At 64.0% G+C, this 18,343-nt stretch carries 19 protein-coding genes; 4 read left to right on the top strand and 15 right to left on the bottom strand.

The genetic code is table 11. The annotated features are described in order from the left end of the window. Positions 1–64: 64 nt before the first annotated feature. Positions 65–865, bottom strand: coding sequence for a phytanoyl-CoA dioxygenase family protein (locus tag DS839_RS21250; RefSeq protein ID WP_368911816.1), 801 nt, complete (start codon positions 863–865; stop codon positions 65–67). Positions 866–934: 69 nt separating this feature from the next. On the opposite strand from DS839_RS21250, the gene DS839_RS21245 reads away from it, so the two are divergent. Next, positions 935–1,846 (top strand): LysR family transcriptional regulator, encoded by a 912-nt coding sequence (locus DS839_RS21245; RefSeq protein WP_162918709.1) that lies wholly within the window; start codon positions 935–937, stop codon positions 1,844–1,846. On the opposite strand, the gene DS839_RS21240 is transcribed toward DS839_RS21245, so the two are convergent. The 7 genes from DS839_RS21240 to DS839_RS21210 all read right to left on the bottom strand — a co-directional run bounded on the left by DS839_RS21240 (position 1,824) and on the right by DS839_RS21210 (position 8,637). Further along, positions 1,824–2,651, bottom strand: coding sequence for a 3-methyl-2-oxobutanoate hydroxymethyltransferase (locus DS839_RS21240; RefSeq protein ID WP_119272479.1), 828 nt, complete (start codon positions 2,649–2,651; stop codon positions 1,824–1,826). The genes DS839_RS21245 and DS839_RS21240 overlap by 23 nt on opposite strands. Positions 2,652–2,658: 7 nt before the next feature. Beyond that, positions 2,659–3,120, bottom strand: a complete 462-nt coding sequence (gene rbsD, locus DS839_RS21235; RefSeq protein WP_119272697.1) for a D-ribose pyranase — start codon at positions 3,118–3,120, stop codon at positions 2,659–2,661. Then, positions 3,117–4,067: a ribokinase gene (gene rbsK, locus DS839_RS21230; RefSeq protein WP_119272478.1), complete on the bottom strand. Its 951-nt coding sequence runs from the start codon at positions 4,065–4,067 to the stop codon at positions 3,117–3,119. Before rbsK ends, rbsD begins: the two co-directional genes overlap by 4 nt. Before the next feature lie 10 nt (positions 4,068–4,077). Next, on the bottom strand, positions 4,078–5,544 hold the full coding sequence (locus DS839_RS21225; RefSeq protein WP_368911813.1) for a sugar ABC transporter ATP-binding protein: 1,467 nt from the start codon (positions 5,542–5,544) through the stop codon (positions 4,078–4,080). Positions 5,545–5,772: 228 nt separating this feature from the next. Next, positions 5,773–6,747 (bottom strand): sugar ABC transporter substrate-binding protein, encoded by a 975-nt coding sequence (locus DS839_RS21220; protein WP_119272476.1) that lies wholly within the window; start codon positions 6,745–6,747, stop codon positions 5,773–5,775. 37 nt (positions 6,748–6,784) lie between these two features. Next, positions 6,785–7,807, bottom strand: coding sequence for an ABC transporter permease (locus DS839_RS21215; protein WP_119272475.1), 1,023 nt, complete (start codon positions 7,805–7,807; stop codon positions 6,785–6,787). A gap of 65 nt (positions 7,808–7,872) precedes the next feature. Further along, positions 7,873–8,637: a phytanoyl-CoA dioxygenase family protein gene (locus DS839_RS21210; RefSeq protein WP_119272474.1), complete on the bottom strand. Its 765-nt coding sequence runs from the start codon at positions 8,635–8,637 to the stop codon at positions 7,873–7,875. 139 nt (positions 8,638–8,776) lie between these two features. On the opposite strand from DS839_RS21210, the gene DS839_RS21205 reads away from it, so the two are divergent. After that, complete coding sequence (locus DS839_RS21205; RefSeq protein WP_368911812.1) at positions 8,777–9,628, top strand: AraC family transcriptional regulator; 852 nt, start codon at positions 8,777–8,779, stop codon at positions 9,626–9,628. 8 nt (positions 9,629–9,636) lie between these two features. On the opposite strand, the gene DS839_RS21200 is transcribed toward DS839_RS21205, so the two are convergent. From DS839_RS21200 to DS839_RS21170, 7 genes are all read right to left on the bottom strand, one after another. Next, positions 9,637–10,002, bottom strand: coding sequence for a nuclear transport factor 2 family protein (locus tag DS839_RS21200; protein WP_119272695.1), 366 nt, complete (start codon positions 10,000–10,002; stop codon positions 9,637–9,639). A 1-nt stretch (position 10,003) separates the two neighbouring features. After that, positions 10,004–12,037 (bottom strand): ASKHA domain-containing protein, encoded by a 2,034-nt coding sequence (locus DS839_RS21195; protein WP_119272473.1) that lies wholly within the window; start codon positions 12,035–12,037, stop codon positions 10,004–10,006. A 5-nt stretch (positions 12,038–12,042) separates the two neighbouring features. Beyond that, the gene (locus tag DS839_RS21190) at positions 12,043–13,011 is read right to left on the bottom strand and encodes a methyltetrahydrofolate cobalamin methyltransferase (RefSeq protein ID WP_119272472.1); all 969 of its coding nucleotides are present in this window, start codon (positions 13,009–13,011) and stop codon (positions 12,043–12,045) included. Positions 13,012–13,037: 26 nt separating this feature from the next. Then, positions 13,038–13,340 (bottom strand): virulence factor, encoded by a 303-nt coding sequence (locus tag DS839_RS21185; RefSeq protein WP_119272471.1) that lies wholly within the window; start codon positions 13,338–13,340, stop codon positions 13,038–13,040. Positions 13,341–13,390: 50 nt separating this feature from the next. Then, complete coding sequence (locus tag DS839_RS21180) at positions 13,391–14,614, bottom strand: CaiB/BaiF CoA transferase family protein (RefSeq protein WP_119272470.1); 1,224 nt, start codon at positions 14,612–14,614, stop codon at positions 13,391–13,393. A gap of 228 nt (positions 14,615–14,842) precedes the next feature. Then, positions 14,843–15,082 (bottom strand): hypothetical protein, encoded by a 240-nt coding sequence (locus tag DS839_RS21175; RefSeq protein ID WP_162918708.1) that lies wholly within the window; start codon positions 15,080–15,082, stop codon positions 14,843–14,845. A 65-nt stretch (positions 15,083–15,147) separates the two neighbouring features. Further along, entirely contained in the window at positions 15,148–15,624 is a 477-nt protein-coding gene (locus DS839_RS21170) for a hypothetical protein (protein ID WP_162918707.1), read from the bottom strand. Between the two features lie 135 nt (positions 15,625–15,759). Here DS839_RS21170 and DS839_RS21165 point away from each other — a divergent pair, with 135 nt between their 5' ends. Together DS839_RS21165 and pssA are read left to right on the top strand one after the other, a co-directional pair. Continuing rightward, positions 15,760–17,484: a sulfatase-like hydrolase/transferase gene (locus DS839_RS21165; RefSeq protein WP_119272467.1), complete on the top strand. Its 1,725-nt coding sequence runs from the start codon at positions 15,760–15,762 to the stop codon at positions 17,482–17,484. Continuing rightward, positions 17,481–18,248 carry a CDP-diacylglycerol--serine O-phosphatidyltransferase gene (pssA, locus tag DS839_RS21160; RefSeq protein WP_119272466.1) on the top strand — a complete coding sequence of 256 codons (768 nt, stop codon included), beginning with the start codon at positions 17,481–17,483 and terminating at the stop codon, positions 18,246–18,248. The genes DS839_RS21165 and pssA overlap by 4 nt, the downstream gene beginning before the upstream one ends. Positions 18,249–18,343: the final 95 nt, after the last annotated feature.

The raw sequence follows: 18,343 nt of genomic DNA, 5'->3' as shown, positions 1-18,343 counted from the left end.
AAGATGCCCGGTCCGAATTGGAGGTCGAGTCGCTCAGGTAAGCCGCAGGAGACGGCCCCCTTGTTCACTGCCGCCAGATCACCGGGAACCAGTCCTCGCGCAGGCGCTGGCCGTCCTTCATGTCGTGGCCCGGATAGGGCGGCGAGGTGCGGCCGGGCCGCGTGACATAATGCGCGTCATCGCCGACCCAGCGCATGGAGAAGGCGCGCCGCCGGCGGTCGGAATTGTTGCCGCGGGCGCCATGCACGGTCTTGTAGTGGAAGGCGACGGCATCGCCGGGCTCCATCTGCCATTCGACCACCTTGTATTTGCCGGGCTCGGCGTCGGGATCGGGCACCGGGATATAGTCATGCTCGCCGGCATAGAAATTCTGCTCCGACAGCCAGCGCACCGGCAGCACCATCCTGGGCCACTTATGTGAGCCTGCGATGCAGCGCAGCGCTGCTTCCTTCACCGGCTCCACCGGCACCCAGAAGCTTACCGTCTGCTCGCCGTCGACGAAATAATAGGGCGCGTCCTGGTGCCAGGGCGTGGGCTTCGACGTGCCGGGCTCCTTGACCAGCACATGGTCGTGGAAGATCTGCGCCGTCTTCGACTGCATGAGCTCGGCCGCGGCCTGGGCGGCGGGCGACTTGCGGATGATCTCGGTGAATTCCGGGATGCGCTCCCAGTTGCAGTAATCGTCGAAGAAGCGGCCGCCTTCGCCGGGCTTGAGGTTCTCGGCCGCATATTGGCTGGGCTCGCGCATATTGCGCTCGATGCCTTCGCCGATCGTGGGCACCCAGTCCTTGAACAGCCCCTTGATGCAGACGACGCCGTCACGCTGGTAATCGGCGATCTCATCGGCGCTCACATATTTGCCCATCGGGTCCTCCATGTCTCGCGGAGGACCGTTGCATGCCGCCAAACATCAAGTAAAATAATGTTTGATAATATGGCACATCAGGAAAGCCTATCTCTGACGCTCAAGCAGCTGCGCTATGCGGTGGCGGCCGCCGATGCCGGCAATGTCACGCAAGCCGCGGAGAGCCTGCATGTGTCGCAGCCTTCGATCTCGGTCGCTATTGCCCAGATCGAGGTGCATTTGGGCCGCAAGCTGTTCGTGCGCCACAAGGGCGAGGGCGTCGAGCTCACCTCCTTCGGGTCGGCTTTCATACGCGACGCACGCGCCCTGTTGGAAGAGGCTCGGAGGCTCTCTCGCCTCGGCCAGGCGGCGGAGGCGGCATCGGGCCAGGCGACTCTCGGCTGCTTCACCGATCTCGCCCCTTATTATGTCCCCGCACTCATCAGCCGGTTTCGCAAGGCGATGCCGGCGATCACGGTCGATTTCCGTGACGCGGGCTTCGACGAGCTGGCCGCGCAACTCGGCAAAGGTTCGATCGACCTGGCGCTCACTTACGATCTGGGTCTCGGATCCGGCATCGAGCGCCAGACCCTCATCGAATTGCATCCCCATGCGATGCTGCCTGACAGTCATCCGCTGGCGCGAAAGGCGGCCGTCTCGCTCGCCGATCTGGCCCGGCACCCCTTGATCCTCACCGACCAGGCGCTGAGCTGGCAGCATATCGTGGCGCTGTTCAAGGCCGTGAGCCTGGAGGTCGACGTGGCGGCGCGCGCCTCATCTTTCGAACTCCAGCGCAGCATGGTGGCGAACGGTCTCGGCATTGCGGTCGCCTATACGCGGCCCAAATCCGACCGCAGCTATGACGGGCGCAAACTCGCCATAAGGCCGATTTCCGACAAGCTGCCGGCGCAGCGCATCCTGCTCGCCTGGGCGAAGGGCGATCCCCTGACGCCGGCGGCGCGCGCCTTGCGCGATTTCATCACGAGCCGTTTTCAAGCCTGAGCCGGAAGGCCTCGAGCTCGTCTGCCGGAATGGCGGCCACTTCGCCCTTGGCCGGGAAATCGCCTGCGGCGACGGCGCCGCGAAATCCCTTGAGCGCCGCGAGGCGTTCCTGCTTGACCTGATCCTGTAGCCTTTTGACATCGCCCCAGGCGCGCGCATGGCGGGGCAGGCGCTGGCTCTCGCCGCAGATATCGGAAGTGAAGAGGAAGATCACATCCGCGGAAGGTCCGGAGCCCAAGGAGACGGTGACGAGCGAGGTGCGCTTGTTGATCTCGGCCATGACGTCGGCCGCGATGACCTCGCATTCGGCGGCAAAGGCGCCAGCATCTTCCAACCCCCGGAACCGGTCCCACAGCTCGGCAGCTTCCTTGGCCGTCTTGCCGACCGCGCGCATGCCGCCCATCCAGGTGGACTTGCGCGGCACGAGGCCCAGATGCCCCATCACCGGGATCTGCTCGCGGGCGATGAGCCGAACGGCCTCAGCGCTGCGGCTGGTGAGAACCGCATCGGCCCCGCCGGTGACGGCGGCGAAAGCGCTACGCAGGATCTCGTCATCGGTGATCGCCTCGGCAAAGCCCAGGGCGGCGGTGACGAAGACGCGCTTCGATCCCTCGCGCAGGCGCGGCACATTGGCGGCCCGGCAGATCACCATCTCGATGCCGGCGGCTTCCGCCGCTGCCGCTTCCTCGGCCGTCTCGGCGGTCACTTGCGCGACATGCCGCCCGCTGCCTTTGAGTTGGCGGAGATCGGCGACCGTCAGGCTGCGCTCCACCTCGCGGCCGCCGAAATCGAAGATGCGCGGCATGGAGGCGCTACTTCTTCATCTTCTTCGCATAGTAGTCGGGTGGAACCGTGCCTTCCTTGGAGAACCAGGCCGGTACGTCGACGCCGGAATAGAGCAGGATATTGCCCCAGGGATCGAAGGCGCCGGTGCGCACGATGACCTTGGCCTTTGCCGCCATCTCGGTCAGGATCGTCTCATGCCTGGCGGTCTCGAAATCGGCGCCTTCGAAGATGCGCTGCACCTTGGCGAGAAGGCGCGGATTGTGCTTCGGCAAAGTGTCGGCATAGCCGACGCGCTCGCAGATCAGATTGGCGGCGATCGGCGTGAGCACGGTCTCGAGATCGGGCAGATCGGGCGCGATGGCGAGATCGATGCGCCAGGCCGAGGAGGGGATGGGAAAGCCCGCATCGCAAACAATCATCAGATCGCCATGGCCCATGAGCGCGATGGCATGGCTGAGTTCGGCATTGAGCAGTCGGTTGCGGTTCACGGGTGGTCCTTCCATACGGTTTTGCAGGCTTTCTCATACATGGCATCGGCCTCAGCGCGCTGGGCGAGGCTCGGGATGACGCCGAGCCTGGTGCAGGCAAGGGCGCCGCAGACGACGCCGAAGCGCACGGCATCGACGATGTCGCGTCCCTCGGCGAGCGCCACCGCGAAGCCTGAATTGAAGGCATCGCCGGCGCCCGTGGTGTCGACGACATCGACCGGCACGGCCGGCACCATCTGGTCGAGATCGTCGGTGAGGATGAGGGCGCCCTGGCGGCCCAGCGTCACGACGACATTGCGCACCCCGCGCCGGCGTAATTCCGCCGCCAATTCGCGCGAGGAGCGCGGATCGTCAGCCGGAAGGCCGAGCAGGATGCGCAATTCGCTTTCATTCGGCGTCAGATAGTCGACGGAAGCGAAGATCCCGGGCGGCAAGGCCCGCGCCGGCGCCGGGTTGAGGATGGTGCGGGCGCCACGCAAACGGGCGAGCTCCATCGCGCGGGCGGCCGCTTCAGTCGGCACTTCGAGAACGGTCATCACGACGTCGCTCTCGGCGATCCGGGATTCCGCCAGGTCGACGGATTTCGCGTCCATGAGCTCATTGGCGCCCATGTCGAGGATGATGAAATTCTCGCCCTTGTCATTGAGGATGATGAAGCCGACGCCGGTCGGGCGCTCGCTCTGCGAGGTCACGAATTCGGTGTCGACGCCCTCGGCCGCATAGAGGTCGGTGGCGATGCCGGCGAGCTTGTCGGTGCCGAGAATGGCGACGAGCGACGAGCGCGCCCCGAGCCTCGCCGTCGCCACCGCCTGGTTCGAGCCCTTGCCGCCAGGCCCCATGTCGAAATCGGTGCCGAGCATGGTCTCGCCGAAAATGGGGAGCTTCGGCGCGCGGATGGTGAGACCCACGGCGAAGCTTCCGACGATCGTGATCTTGGGGGCAGTCACTCTCTATACCTCACGATGCCATGGCGCGCGCCAGGATGGCTTCTTCATTGATATCGGTCCCGGTCAATTCCTCGCTGAGCCGGCCGGCGCGGAGCACCAGCACGCGCTCGGCGTTCAGGACCAGCTCCGGCATCTCGGAGGATATCATGATGATCGCGACACCTTCGCCGGCGATCTGCCGCAGGATGGAATAGATCTCGGCCTTGGCGCCGACATCGATGCCGCGTGTCGGCTCGTGCAGCACGAGGAGGCGGGGATTGGTGACGAGGCTGCGGCCCAGGATAATCTTCTGCTGGTTGCCGCCCGAGAGGGTCGCGAGCTTCTGGCCGAGATGCGAGATCCGGGCGTCGAGCCGCGCCACCTGGGCGCGCGCGGCACGCTTGATCCGGGCCCGGCGCAGGAAGCCCGACAGCGAGAACTGCTTCAAGGCGGCGGAGACGACATTGTCGGCGACGCTCATGGCGAGAAGGGCGCCGGCGCCCCGCCGGTCGGCGGGGACATAGGCCATGCCGTGGCGGATCGAGGCCGAGGGATTGGCGGCCGGCAGATCCTGGCCGTCGACCGCGATCCTGCCTGAGCGCGCCGAAAGGCCGAAGAGCACGTCGCCGAGACGGTCCTTGCCGGAATCGGGCAGGCCGCCAATGCCGAGGATCTCGCCCGAGCGCACCGTGAAGCTGATGCCCTCGAGCCCCGGCGCCGTGAGGCTGTCGACCGCGAGGACAACGGGTGCGTCGCGCGAGGAATGCTGCGCCGACCAGGGCTTGGCGGAGCCCAGTTCGCGACCGACCATGGCGCGGATCAGCCGCTCCTGCGGGACATTGTCATTGACCATGGTCTCGATGGTGCGCCCGTCGCGCATCACGGTGATGCGGTGGGCGATATCGAGCACCTCATCGAGGTGATGCGAGACATAGATGACCGCGACACCTTCGCCGCTCAGCTGCCGCACCACCTCGAACAGGCGCTCGCTTTCGCGCGTGGAAAGGGCGGAGTTCGGCTCGTCCAGCACCAGGAGGCGCGCCTTCTGGCGGATGGCGCGGGCGATCTCGACCAGTTGCGCCTCGGCGACGCTGAGCCGGCCGACCTTGGTGTCGGGATCGAGATGGCCCATGCCGAGCCGTGCCAGAGCGAAGCGCGCCTCGCGCCGCATTTCCTCGCGCGGCACGAAGGTCGCGACGGAGCGCGCCGCCATGTCCGGCATCATGATGTTCTCGGCGATGCTGAGCGTCGAGCAGAGCGCCAGCTCCTGATAGACGACGGTGATGCCATGGGCCCGGCTCGCCAAGGGAGAGGCGATGATGGCAGGCTTGCCGTCGATGAAGATCTGGCCGTCATTGGGCTGAAGGTCGCCCGCCAGGATATTCATCAGCGTCGACTTGCCAGCACCATTCTCGCCGATCACGGCGTGCACCTCGCCGGCGCGGAAAGCGACCTCGATATGGTCGAGCGCCAGGACGCCGGGGAACCTCTTGGTCACCCCGGAAATCCTGACGATCGGTTCTCGCTGTTGGTGATCGCTCATCACTTGCCGAATATGAGGTGTCTCCACCGTTTCCCCCTCTCCCGTTGCGCAGCAATGGGAGAGGGTGCCCGACAGGGCGGGTGAGGGCTCTTTGTCCGAGACATTCCGTTCACTCAGAAGAGCCTTCATCCGGCCTTCGGCCACCTTCTCCCATCCTTCGGACGGGAGAAGGGGAAGGTTGAGTTACTTCTTCTTGGTGACTTCGGCGATGTTGTCCTTGGTGTAGACGCCGACACCGGTGTCGAGATTATCGATCGGCTCGCCCTTCACGAATTTGACGATGAGATTGACCGCCTCGAAGCCCTGGCGCTCGGGCGCCTGGTCGATCGTCGCCTGGATATTGCCGCTCTCGACGAGCTGCACCGTCTGGTCGAGGAGATCGAAGCCGACGACCTTCACCTTGTCGGAGGCCTTGTTGCGCTCGACCCAGGTGCCCGCCGCCGGCGTCGAGCAGCATTCGAGCGACAGGATACCGTCGATGTCGGAATTGGCGAGCATGGCGTTCTCGATCGCCGAATAGATCTTCTGTGGATCGGTGCCGGTATTGAGCGTCTGCACGACCTCTATGCCGCTCTCCTTCTGCAGCGCCTCGCGCGCTCCCTTCTCGCGGTCGATCGACCACTGCGCGGCGGCATCGATGGTGGTGATGATGACCTTGCCCTTGCCGTTCAGCACTTTCGCCATGAGGCTGCCTGCCTCGCGGCCCGACTGGACCAGATCCTGGCCGGCAAAAGCGAGGCGCTTGCTGTCGGGATTGTCGGTGTTGAAGGTGACGACCGGGATGCCGGCGGCGAGCACGCGGTCGATCACCGGCGCCAGTGCGTCGGTCGAGACGGAGGAGATGGCGAGCCCGTCCATTTTGCTCATCAGCGTCTCGATCTCGCTGATCTGGCCGTCGGCATCGGCGCCGACGGGGCCGATGAATTTGGCATTGACCTTGTCTTCGGTGGCAGCACGCTCGACGCCCGCTTTCATGAAGGGCGCGAATTCGTTGGAGACATCATGATAGGAGACATAGATGTCGAGGGGCTGGCCGGCCGCGACCTTGCTCTTGATGCGCTCGGCCAGGGGGAAGTCGGCGAGCTTGGATTCGGCTGCCGCCTGCTGCAACGGCCACAGGCAGAGCGCCGTGGCGAGGATGACGTGTCTTAGTTTCATCTGGATAGTCCTCCCTTTGGATAAAAGCCGATCGCCATCAGGCGCGCCGGTGGGTTGTCCATTTGTCGATGCCGACGGCGATGATGATGACGAGACCGATCATCAGCTCCTGCACGAAGGGCGAGACGCCCATCAGCACGAGGCCGTTGCGCATGACGCCGATGATCAGGACGCCGAGAATGGTTCCGAGAATGGTGCCTTCGCCGCCCGACAGAGAGGCGCCGCCGACGATGGTGGCGGCGATCACGTCGAGCTCGAGGCCGAGCCCGGTGCGCCCGGCCTGGCCGCTGGGCAGGAAGGCGAGGCTCAGTATGCCGGCGAAGGCGGAGAGCGCGCCCATCAGCACGAAGGCCCAGATCTTCACGCTGTTGATCGAGATGCCGGATACCCGCGCCGCCTTGGCGCTGCCGCCGACGGCGAAGACGCGGAAGCCGAAATTGGTGCAGGACAGCACCACCCAGGCGAGGGCGGCGATGATGATGAAGAAAACGAGCTGCATCGGCACGACGCCGAAGAGATAGCCCTGGCCGATGAAGCTGAAGGTCTCGAGCACCGAAGGATCAGCACCGTTGCGGACATTGACGGTGACCGGCTGGCCGTTGGTGAGGATGAGAGCGGCACCACGCACCACCGAGAGCATGCCGAGCGTCGCGATGAGCGAGGGGAGCCGGCCATAGGTCGAGAGGACGCCGTTGATGAGGCCGATCGCCATGCCGGTGAGGAGGCCGACGCAGAGGGCGGGCAAGAGGCCCCAGCCAGCGATGATGAGCATGCCGGTGGCAAGCCCGGAGAGCGCGTAGTTCGATCCGACGGAAAGGTCGACCTCGCCCGAGATCAGGACGAAGGTCATGCCGACCGCCATGATGCCGAGGAGCGAGATCTGGCGCCCGACATTGAGCAGGTTGATCGAGGTCAGGAAGCCGTCGGTGGCGAAGGTCAGGAACAGGCATAGGACGACGAGCGCGAGAAACACGCCGGTTTCGCGTGCGCGCAAGAGCCCCGACACTGAAATGCGGTCCATGGCAGGTGCGCGCGCACCGGTCCTGACCGTATCGGTCATCCTGTCCTCCCCTCCGGCCGCTTGCGCGGGTCCGGCTATGATCCGGGCGTCGCCCGGCTTCGGCCTCAAGACGCCATGCGGAACGAGCCCGCCGGCACTTTCTTCAATTCATCGAAATTGCCGTATTCGCGCACCTTCTTGAACGGCGCGTTCTCGACGGCGTTATAGGAGCAGATATAGCCCCAGCGATACGTGTCGGAGCGGTTGGCGTCCGAGCGATGCAGCAGATTGCCGTCGAACACCAGGGCATCGCCGGCCTCCATCTCGACATAGACATGCTCGAAGCGCTTGAGCGCCGCATCGAGATGCTCCTGCTCGACATTGGTCTGGTCGTTCTCGCGGATATGATTGAGGCGGCCGAGCTTGTGCGTCGCCTTCAGCACCTGCAGGCAGCCATTCTCGCGCGTCGCCTTGTCGAGGGCGATATAGATGCTCATCATATCGGGGGCGAGGCAGCCGTAATTATACCAGTAGCCGAAATCCTGGTGCCACTCCCAGGCGCCGCCTTCATTGGGCTGCTTCATCGTCATCTTGTGGCTGTAGAGATAGATGGGCTTGCCGATCGCGGCCTCCGCGAGGCCGACCATGCGCTCGTCGCGTGCAAGGAGGCCGTATTTGTCGTCCTCGGCCTTGGTCCACATCTTGAGGAGGGTGGTTTTGCCCTCCTTGTCGCCCTTGGCCATGATGGCGCCGGTCTTCTTCTCGGCCTCGAGCTGCTGGCGCGCATGGCCACGAAAATCGGCGACCTCTTCCTCGCTCAACAGGCCCTTGCGGATGATGTAGCCGTCGCGCGCATAGTCCTTGGCTTCAGCTTGCGTCAGTCCGAGCATCGGCTATCTCCCTCACAGGAGCGAAATCTCCTGAAAAACCTTGTTTCGCTCGTGTTTTCGAATGTCTGGCGGGCATCCTATGCGCGGCATGTCCGGTGGGAAATGGACAAACGGGACTCATTTTTTGTATAAAACGCGCATGCGCCAGAGCGTCTTTCTCGAAAGCCTGCATTATGTTCCGGAGCCCGGCTGGACGAAGGCCGCGGCGAGCGTGCTCAGGGCCGGCAAGGTCGAGGCGGCGCCCGATTACCGCGTCATGCGGGCGTCTCATCCGGGCCAGGACATTCTTTATTGCCTTTCAGGCGCCGGCACGGTGGAGACGCTGGGCGAGCGCCAGCCCATCGGGGCGGGCGAGCTGGCCTGGATCGCCAATGAGACGCGCCATGGACATTCGGCCGATGAGGCAGAGCCCTGGACGGTGCTGTGGTTCCGGCTCGACGGTCCCAATCTCGCCGAGCTGCGCCGGAAACTGTTCGGCGACGCCTTTCCCAAGGCCACAATCGCCGAAAGCGTCAATCTCGTCGCCTGGTTCGACCGGCTCTTCGCCACCATGCGGCGGCGCGATCCGGGGCTCGATCTGCGCCTCAACCAGCTTGTCGCGGAATTCCTGACCATGATCGACCGCAGCCTCTCGGGCAACGGCTCGCGGGAGCTGCCGCCGGCCTTGGCGGCGACGATCAATGCCATGCGCGCAAATCTGGAGCTTTCCTGGGAGGCCGAGGATCTGAGCCAAGTCTCCCGCCTCGGGTCGTCGCAGATCCGCCGCCTGTTCCGCAAGCATCTGCGCACCAGCCCGCGCCAGTGGCTCATCCGCGAGCGATTGATGCAGGCCCAGTCGCTGCTCGTCGGCGGCAGGAGCCTTGCCGAGGTGGCCGAGCGCTGCGGCTTTTGCGACGTCTATCATTTCAGCCGCGAATTCAAGCGCTCGACCGGCGTCGCGCCCTCGTCCTGGCGGCGCAACGAGCTCGGAACGAAGAGCTTGCCGCGCTGAGCGGCGATCTACGAGAGTTTCTTATCACCGATGATGAATGTCGCTAGACCTATGTGCCCGGCCGTGACCTGATAGATCGCCACCATCTCGACATGGCCCGGCCCTTCCGGGAAGGTTCGCGCGACATGCTCATGATCGATCACGGTATTGCCGAGCACGATCCGCGATTTGAGATGCGCGTGCAGATCAGGATCCTGGAAGCGCGTGGTCATCCGTGCACGGATGGCATCATGGCCCTCCGCCAGCAGCTTGTCCGGATATTCATATTGCCTAGCGTCAGGCGCATAGGTGGCGAGCCACGCTTCCATATCATGAGCATTGTAGGCGTCCAACTGACGTTGGACGACGCTCGTGGGATCTTCCGCTTGCGACATGTCAGCCTCTGCGGCGCCGGCGCCGCTCACCGCCATCGGCTTCCGGCGGCGTGATGATCTTGGGCGCCGGGAACTTCACTTCCTTGGCGAGATTGGCGAAGACCGCCGTCTTGTGCGGGATGGCCATCGCCTCGACGAAATGCTGCTGGAACAGAGGCTCGACCGCCGTCTCGATCTTCTCGATGCGCCTGACGACATGCTCGATCTCATCGCGCGCCTTGGTGTTGAGAAGTGCTATACGCGCACCCGTGCCCGCCGCGTTGCCGGCCGACTGCACCTTATCGAGCGGACAATCGGGAATGAGCCCCAGGATCATCGCGAATTTGACGTCGATATGGCTGCCGAAGGCGCCGGCGAGGCGGATGCGGTCGACATGGTCGATGCCGAGCTTGTCCATGAGCAGCCGCGTGCCGGCATAAAGGGCGGCCTTGGCGAGCTGGATGGCGCGCACATCGTTCTGGGTGATGGCGATGAAGGGCTCGCCGTCGCGCACCACATAGGTGAAAGTGCGCTTATGCGGCCTGATGCGCGGCGACCGTTCCGCCATCGCGCCATCGACCAGACCGTCCTGATTGATGATGCCGGCAAGATACATTTCGGCGATGACTTCGATGATGCCGGAGCCGCAAATGCCGGTGACGCCGGTCGAGGCGACCGCGTCCTCGAAGCCCGGCTCGTCCGACCAGAGATCGGAGCCGATCACCCGATAGCGCGGTTCGAGCGTCTCGGGATCGATGCGGATACGTTCTATCGCGCCGGGGGCGGCGCGCTGCCCGCACGTGATCTGGGCGCCCTCGAAAGCGGGGCCGGTCGGTGACGAGCAGGCCAGCAAGCGGTGCTTGGAGCCGAGCACGATCTCGGCATTGGTGCCGACATCGACGATGAGCATGTTGTCTTCGGAATATTGCGGCGATTCCGACAAGACCACGCCCGCGGTGTCGGCGCCGACATGGCCCGCGATGCAGGGCAGCACATAGACTTGCGCGCCGTGATTGAGGTCGAGATCGAGCTCGCGGGCGGGCCGTGTCACCGAGAGCCCGGTGGCGAGCGCGAAGGGCGCGCCCCCGAGCTCGGTCGGATCGATGCCGAGGAAGAGATGATGCATGACCGGATTGCCGACCAGCACGGCTTCGAGAATGTCGGTCTTCTCGATCGAAGCTTCCTGGGCGACCTGGGCCGCCAAGGTATTCAGCGCCTCGCGCACGGTCGCGGTCATTTCCTTCTCGCCGCCCGGATTCATCATCACATAGGAGACGCGGCTCATGAGGTCTTCGCCGAAGCGGATCTGCGGATTCATGAGGCCGGAGGAGGCAGCGACCTCGCCGGTCGAGAGATTGCACAGATGCGCCGCGATGGTGGTCGAGCCGACGTCGATGGCAAGGCCGAAGGCGCTGTCGTGATAGCCGGGCCAGATCGCCGTGATGACATTGCCGCCGCCGGCGGGGCGCGAGAACACGGCGACGGTGATCTTCCATTCGCCCTGGCGCAGCACCTTTTGCAGGTTCTGGATGATGGCGAGGCTGGCCGAGACATTCTTCACATCCCACTGCTCCTCGAGGGCGCGATAGACGCGCTCGAGATCGGAGGAGGGCTTGTGCATGTCGGGCTCTTCCACCTCGATGTAATGGAGGCGGGTCGCCGGATGCATGTCGATGGCGCGCGCCTCGGCGCGCTTCCTCACCACCTGCTTGTGCACCTGGCTTTCGGGCGGCACGTCGATGACGGCATCGCCCAAGAGCTTGGTCTGGCAGGAGAGGCGGCGGCCGGCGAGAAGGCCGCGCTTGTCGTCATAGCGCTTCTCGACGGCGGAGAATTCGCTGAGATGCGAGACGCTCGATCTTATGCCGTGCTTGGCGAATTCGCCCTCGCCGATGGTGATCTGGCAGCGCCCGCAAATGGCGCGCCCGCCGCAAACGGAATCGATATCGACGCCGAGCGAGCGGGCCGCCTGCAGCACCGGCGTGCCGATCGGGAAGCGTCCGCGCTTGCCGGACGGCGTGAAAACGATCAGGGCATCACTTCTGGTGTCGGCCATATCACCTATCCACGGCGCCGGCGCCGCTCCTCGCGCGCCCGGCGGCGGGATTCGACATCTTCACCGGAGGCGCCGGGCAATCCATCGCCGACGGCTTGCGAAACCGCGGCGGGAGTCGACATTTCGCGGAACTTGTTCGTCCACACTTTGCAGTTCCGGTCGGTGCCGTTAAGGACGTTGGCCGCCAGGATAGCATGCATGTCTTCGTCATGGAGCGGATTCATGATCGCCGAGGTCATGCCGTGCGACGCCGCCATGGCAAGGAAATAGCCGGTGAGCACGCGCCTGTTCGGCATACCGAAGGCGATGTTCGAGGCCCCGCAGGTCGTGTTCACTTTCAGCTCCTCGCGCAGGCGCCGCACCAGGCGGAACACCTGCTGGCCGGCCGTGCCCATGGCGCCGATCGGCATGACCAGGGGATCGACGACGACGTCTTCCGGCTTGATGCCGAAATCGGCGGCGCGCTGCACGATCTTCTTCGCCACTTCGAAGCGCACATCGGGATCTTCCGAGATGCCGCTCTCGTCATTGGAGATGGCGACCACCGGCACGTTGTATTTGGCGACCAGCGGCAGGATGGCTTCGAGCTTCTCTTCCTCGCCGGTCACCGAATTGACCAGCGGTCGGCCCTTGGCGGTCTCGAGGCCGACCTTGAGGGCGGCCGACACCGATGAGTCGATGCAGAGCGGCAGGTCGGTGACCGACTGCACGATCTCGATCGTCTGCTTGAGCAGCGGCGGCTCGGTCTCATTGGGATTGACCGCGGTGACGCCGGCATTGACGTCGAGCACATTGGCGCCGGCCTCGGTCTGGGCAAGGGCGTCCTTGATCACCGTCTCGAAATTGCCGGCCTGCATCTCGGCCGCGAGCTTCTTGCGACCGGTGGGGTTGATGCGCTCGCCGATGACGCAGAAGGGGCGCTCGAAGCCGATCAGGAATTGCTTTTTTTCAGAAGCGATAAGGGTCTGGGTCATCTTTGTCCTCGAAACGGGGGTGAGGTTCAGGATTTTGCCGCGCCGCCATTGGCGATCAGGGCTTTGAGCCGTTCTTTGTCATAGGCCTGTTCGATCTCGGCCTTGGCCTTGTCGGCCTCCGCCATGAGATCATCGCCGACGGCGACCGGATCGGCGCGCCGCCAGTCGGCGAGATAGGCGTCGGTATCGGAAGCCCCGCCGCGCATGGCGGCCATGTCGATCGCTTCCTGGAAGCGGTCGGCGAGCATGCGCTTCTCCTCCTTGCGTCCGGCCTTGACCGAGACGGCGGAAGGAATGTCGCGCCAATAGGTGATCACCAGATTAGCCATGGCAGTTCTATGACCTTTCCTCACTCGTCAGGTCCGTCCGAAAGCGACATTTAGCCGATGGAGGCCGAATCTCGAAGCTTCGCGATGTCGCCCGCCGTGAGGCCGAGGACCCTGCTGAGGACATCTTCTGTCGCATCTCCCAGGCGAGGTGCCGCTTTTGCGTATTCGATCGGTGTCGCCGAGAACCTGACCGGATTGGCGACCCCTGGCGTCTCGGTGCCGTCCTCGCGGGTCAGCGTGACACTGAGGCCGCGCGCATTGACCTGGGGGTCGGCGAAGACCTGGTCGATCGTGTTGATCGGCCCGCAGGGCACGGCGGCGGCCTCCAAGGCTTCGATCCATTCCGCGGTCTTGCGCCGAGTCATCGGCTCGGTGAGGAGCGCTATGAGCGCCTCGCGATGGTGGACGCGGTCGCTGTTGGAGCGGAAGCGCGGATCATCGGCAATCTCGGGCACGCCCGCGATCTTCGTATATTCGCGGAACTGCCGCTCATTGCCGACCGCGATGATGATGAAGCCGTCCTCGGTGGCGAAGGTCTGATAAGGCACGATATTGGGATGGGCGTTGCCGAGGCGCCTGGGTGCCTTGCCGCCGACCAGGAAATTGAGCGCCTGGTTGGCGAGGACGGCGACCTGGGTGTCGAGCAGAGCGAGGTCGAGATATTGCCCTTCGCCCGTCCGGTCGCGGTGATGAAGTGCCGCCAGCACGCCGATCGTTGCGTAAAGTCCGGTGAACACATCGGCGAAGGCGACACCGGTCTTGACCGGCTCGGCGCCGGGTGTCCCGTCCGGCTGGCCGGTGATCGACATGATGCCGCCCATGCCCTGGATCATGAAGTCATAGCCGGCGCGCTGCGCATAGGGGCCCGTCTGGCCGAAACCGGTGATCGAGCAATAGATGATCTTTGGATTGATCGCCTTCAGGCTCGCATAATCGAGGCCGTATTTCTTGAGGCCGCCGACCTTGAAGTTCTCCATGACGATGTCGGACTTGGCCGCAAGCTCACGCAGGAGCTTCTGGCCTTCGAGTTTCGTCATGTCGATCGCGACCGACTGCTTGCCGCGGTTGGCGGAGAGATAATAGGCGGCATCGCCGCGCGATCCGTCCGGGTTGGTGACGAAGGGCGGGCCCCAGCCGCGCGTGTCGTCGCCTTCGCCGGGCTTCTCGACCTTGATCACCTCGGCGCCGAAATCGGCAAAAATCTGCGTCGCCCAGGGGCCGGCCAGCACGCGTGTGAGATCGAGAATACGGATGTTCTTAAGCGGCCCGGCCATGCGTTACTCCTTAGCGCGCTTCCCGGCGAGGTGGACTCCACCTCGCCGAAAAGGATTCGCGCCAAATTATTATGTTGGAGCAAATCCTTATCGCCAAAGTCGGGAGACTTTGGCGGGATTTGCTCCGAGGGAGCATGCTTCTAGCCTTTGATTCCCTCAGCTGCAAATATTGGCCGGCATGCGCAGGGAGCGCAGCGGCAAAGCCCCTCGCTTCTTCCAAGGCGAGACTCAGATCAGCCAAAAATCATTCTGGCCCTTCTGCCGTCTTTCGCAGCGATCCAGGACCTGGCTGATCCTGAGATGAAGGCCGATGTCATAGGCGTCCGCCGGCCGCGCTTCATATTCATGAAGGCGTGCGACGCTGATGCCGACTTCGTTTGCGAGCTGGGCCTCGGAGATTCCGAGCCCGACCCGGCGATGCCGGTCGGAGGCCGGTGAAAATCTGTTCTCGACGGGCTTGTCCATCATCGTGATCCAGTTATATCGTATAACGATATATTAATAGCACAATCCCGGCGAATGTGACAGATTTTTCAGCCCGCCAGGCGCTGCCACAGAGGCTCGGCCACCACGATGCCGGCCTGCCGGGCCAAAGCGAGCTTTTCCTCATATGGGTTCTTTGTCCGCTCGCCGCCCAGCGCGAAGGCCGGATCGACCGGGCAGCCGATGCCGATATTGGCCTTGACCGAGAAGGGCAGGAGATAGAGCCCATGGTGGACATTACGCAGGAAGAGCCGGCCCTGCGGCTCGACCATCCGGGCGACAGGAGGGCCAAGGAAGACACAGGAAATGTTCCCCAGATCGAGGCCAAGGACGTCCGCTTCGAGGACCGGATGACGAGCCTCAGGCGGCGTCGCATCGAGGGCTTCGAGCAGGAGCTCGACCCCCGGATAGGCGCAGGCCGCAAGCCAAGCGCAGGCCCAGCCGCTCTCTTCCGCAATGTCGGGCGAACCGCTCTCCCGCAACCGCCGGGCAGCAGCGGCAGACAGGTCATCAAAGCCTATGGGCACCTCTTGGGTCCTCTCCTGGGCGCAGGCTGAGCCTAGGGCTGGCCCCGCTTTTGCAAAATCGTCGTCCAACTGTCTCAAAACTGTAACCCGACCGTAGCCCGACCGTCATCGAGCGCCTTGGGTGGGAGGAATGCGATGTTCCGGTCTGCCGTGCGGCTTTTGGCAAATCATGCCGTTCTTCTCAAGATTCTCCTGCTTTCGGCATTCATTGCCCTGACCAATTTCGGCTTTGTCGGCCGTATCGACGTCCTCGTCGCGCAAAATCGCTACGTCACCCTCATCGCCTTCCTGGGCGTGTGGCTCCTGTCGGTTGCCGCCATTTTCGTAGCAGCATTTCAGCCGCGCTGGTCCTCGCGCCTGTTCTGGGCCGTGATCCTAGCCGTGTCGACCGCAGGCTCCGTCGGCTATTACAGCATCAGCGGGTCGGAATTCACCGTATTCGATGTTGTATCACTGTGGAACGCCCGCCAGGAAGCCGGACGGGCGGCGGATTTCTATGGCTGGCATCTGATGATGTCGGCCGGCCTCACCTTGGTCGCCGGGCTGTTGATCATGGGATTCCCGGCACCGTTGCGTAGGGCAAAGGCCCGTCTGTGGATGGGCCGCCTCGCTGTCCTGCCGATTCTGCCCTTCGCCGCAATCGCGCTGATCGTGGCGATGAAGTCGGGCAGCGGCCAGCAGGCGATGCCGAAGCAATTCGCGCCCCTTTCCGTCACCGCCTTCGCGGCGGGAAAGATCGCGACCCTGGAAAACCAGGTCCGCGGTGAGGTGACGTGGACGCCAGATCCGCAAGCGCGGGTGAAGAATATCCTCATGCTGGTCGATGAGAGCGTTCGCGCCGATTATCTCGATTTTTCTCCCGGCAACCCGGTCACGCCGGATCTGCCGGCGCTCAAGGCGAATTTCGTGGATTTCGGTCCGGCGGCGTCGGGCGGCAATTGCAGCCACTATTCCAATTTCATCCTGCGCAGCGGCGCCAGGCGGAGCGATCTCACGACCAGCGTCAACACCAACCCGCTGATCTGGAGCTATGCCAAGAAGGCCGGGTACCGCACCGTCTTCATCGATGCCCAGGGCGCCATCATGAAGAATCCCGGCAAGCTTACGAACTTCATGACGATCTCGGAGACCCGCAATATCGATCGCTATGTTTCGCTCGACTATGTAACGCCCGATCAGGCCGATTTCGAGCTCCTGCGCATCATCGCCGAGGAACTGAAGGGTGATCAGCCGGTCTTCATCTACGCCAACAAGAACGGCGCGCATTTCCCCTATGATGCGACCTATCCCAAGGACCAGGCGAAGTTCGGTCCGACCATGATCGAAAGCGGTTCCAGCGATACCCCGCACCGGATCGCGTCCTATCGCAACGCCATCTCCTGGTCGGTCGACCATTTCTTCGACCGGTTCTTCAAGGACATCGGTCTTTCGAATCTGGCGATGGTCTATACCTCCGATCACGGGCAGGCGCTCCGCGAGGGCCAGCTCACCCATTGCTCGATCGAGGATCCCGATCCGCGCCAGGGCCTCGTTCCGCTGCTCGCTTTTGCGAGCGATCCCGGCCTGCGCGCCAGGCTCGAAGAAGGGGCGCGCTCGAGCCACGGCTGGGCGAGCCACTTCACCATCGTGCCGAGCCTTCTCGAAATGATGGGTTATACCCATGCCGACGTCGCGAGCTATTACGACGAGTCGCTCTTCGCCCGGCCGTCAGTCGCGCCGGCCTTCACCAGCGGCGACATCTTTGGCCTGTTCTCCAAGGAAGTGCTCTGGCATCCGATCGATCTCACGCAGGACTATCGCGAGCCGGAGTCGCTCGAAAGCAAGCCGCGCGCACCGCAGACAGCGAGCGTCACGCCATGAGAACGCTTTCCCGCAAGCTCGGCAAGACGGAGCATGATCTGCGCTTCGTGCTGCCCAATCTCTTTACCGCCGCTTCGCTGTGCGCCGGCATGACCGCCCTTCTGCTCGCCGCGCAGGACCGCATCGAGCTTGCCGTGCTCTCGGTCTTCCTCGCCGCCATCCTCGATGCCTGCGACGGCCGCATCGCCCGCCTGACCGGCACCACCTCGCGCTTCGGCGGTGAGCTCGACTCGCTCGCCGATGTGGTGAGCTTTGGCGCCGCTCCCGCCTTCATCGTCTATTGCTGGGGCCTCGAGCAGTTCGGCATGACCGGATGGCTGCCCTGCCTGGCGCTCGCCACCTGCTGCGCCTTGCGGCTCGCCCGATTCAACGTGGCGCAATTGGATGCCAACGCACCCGCCTGGATGGCGAATTATTTCACCGGCGTTCCGGCACCCGCCGGCGCCTTCCTGGCGCTCGCCCCCATTCTCGCCCAATTGTCGGGCGCTCTCGGCCATGACGCGGCGTCTTGGCTTGCGCTCGGCGTGCTGACAGCGGTGGCCGGCCTGATGATCAGCACCTGGCCGACCTTTTCGGGCAAAGCCCTTGGCCGCAAGGCATCCCGTCTCATGCTTCTGCCGCCGGTGGCCTTGGCGGGACTATTGGCGCTCGGCCTGCTGAAATGGCCCTGGGCCACATTGCTTACCATGGCGGTTCTCTATGTCGCGACGCTGCCCGTATCCAGATGGCGCCATGGCGTGCTGCTGGCCAGGGCTCGGCCTTGAGGTCCAGCCGCTTCCGGGACATGGAGCCAGGTTCCGAACCCCATTGCCCGACAGTCATCGGCCCGTCATACTGGACTGAAATCAAGAAAGAGCCG

Source organism: Taklimakanibacter deserti, from assembly GCA_003574785.1.
Note: the sequence above shows the minus strand (reverse complement) of the source record. Positions and strands in the feature narration are given on the sequence as shown.

Bases quoted from the DNA above. Each gene is read 5' to 3' on its own strand.
- DS839_RS21250 (WP_368911816.1), bottom strand. From the start codon at position 865: ATGGGCAAATATGTGAGCGCCGATGAGATCGCCGATTACCAGCGTGAC.
- DS839_RS21245 (WP_162918709.1), top strand. From the start codon at position 935: ATGGCACATCAGGAAAGCCTATCTCTGACGCTCAAGCAGCTGCGCTAT.
- DS839_RS21240 (WP_119272479.1), bottom strand. From the start codon at position 2,651: ATGCCGCGCATCTTCGATTTCGGCGGCCGCGAGGTGGAGCGCAGCCTG.
- DS839_RS21220 (WP_119272476.1), bottom strand. From the start codon at position 6,747: ATGAAACTAAGACACGTCATCCTCGCCACGGCGCTCTGCCTGTGGCCG.
- DS839_RS21215 (WP_119272475.1), bottom strand. From the start codon at position 7,807: ATGACCGATACGGTCAGGACCGGTGCGCGCGCACCTGCCATGGACCGC.
- DS839_RS21210 (WP_119272474.1), bottom strand. From the start codon at position 8,637: ATGCTCGGACTGACGCAAGCTGAAGCCAAGGACTATGCGCGCGACGGC.
- DS839_RS21205 (WP_368911812.1), top strand. From the start codon at position 8,777: ATGCGCCAGAGCGTCTTTCTCGAAAGCCTGCATTATGTTCCGGAGCCC.
- DS839_RS21200 (WP_119272695.1), bottom strand. From the start codon at position 10,002: ATGTCGCAAGCGGAAGATCCCACGAGCGTCGTCCAACGTCAGTTGGAC.
- DS839_RS21195 (WP_119272473.1), bottom strand. From the start codon at position 12,037: ATGGCCGACACCAGAAGTGATGCCCTGATCGTTTTCACGCCGTCCGGC.
- DS839_RS21190 (WP_119272472.1), bottom strand. From the start codon at position 13,011: ATGACCCAGACCCTTATCGCTTCTGAAAAAAAGCAATTCCTGATCGGC.
- DS839_RS21185 (WP_119272471.1), bottom strand. From the start codon at position 13,340: ATGGCTAATCTGGTGATCACCTATTGGCGCGACATTCCTTCCGCCGTC.
- DS839_RS21180 (WP_119272470.1), bottom strand. From the start codon at position 14,614: ATGGCCGGGCCGCTTAAGAACATCCGTATTCTCGATCTCACACGCGTG.
- DS839_RS21175 (WP_162918708.1), bottom strand. From the start codon at position 15,082: ATGATGGACAAGCCCGTCGAGAACAGATTTTCACCGGCCTCCGACCGG.
- DS839_RS21165 (WP_119272467.1), top strand. From the start codon at position 15,760: ATGTTCCGGTCTGCCGTGCGGCTTTTGGCAAATCATGCCGTTCTTCTC.
- pssA (WP_119272466.1), top strand. From the start codon at position 17,481: ATGAGAACGCTTTCCCGCAAGCTCGGCAAGACGGAGCATGATCTGCGC.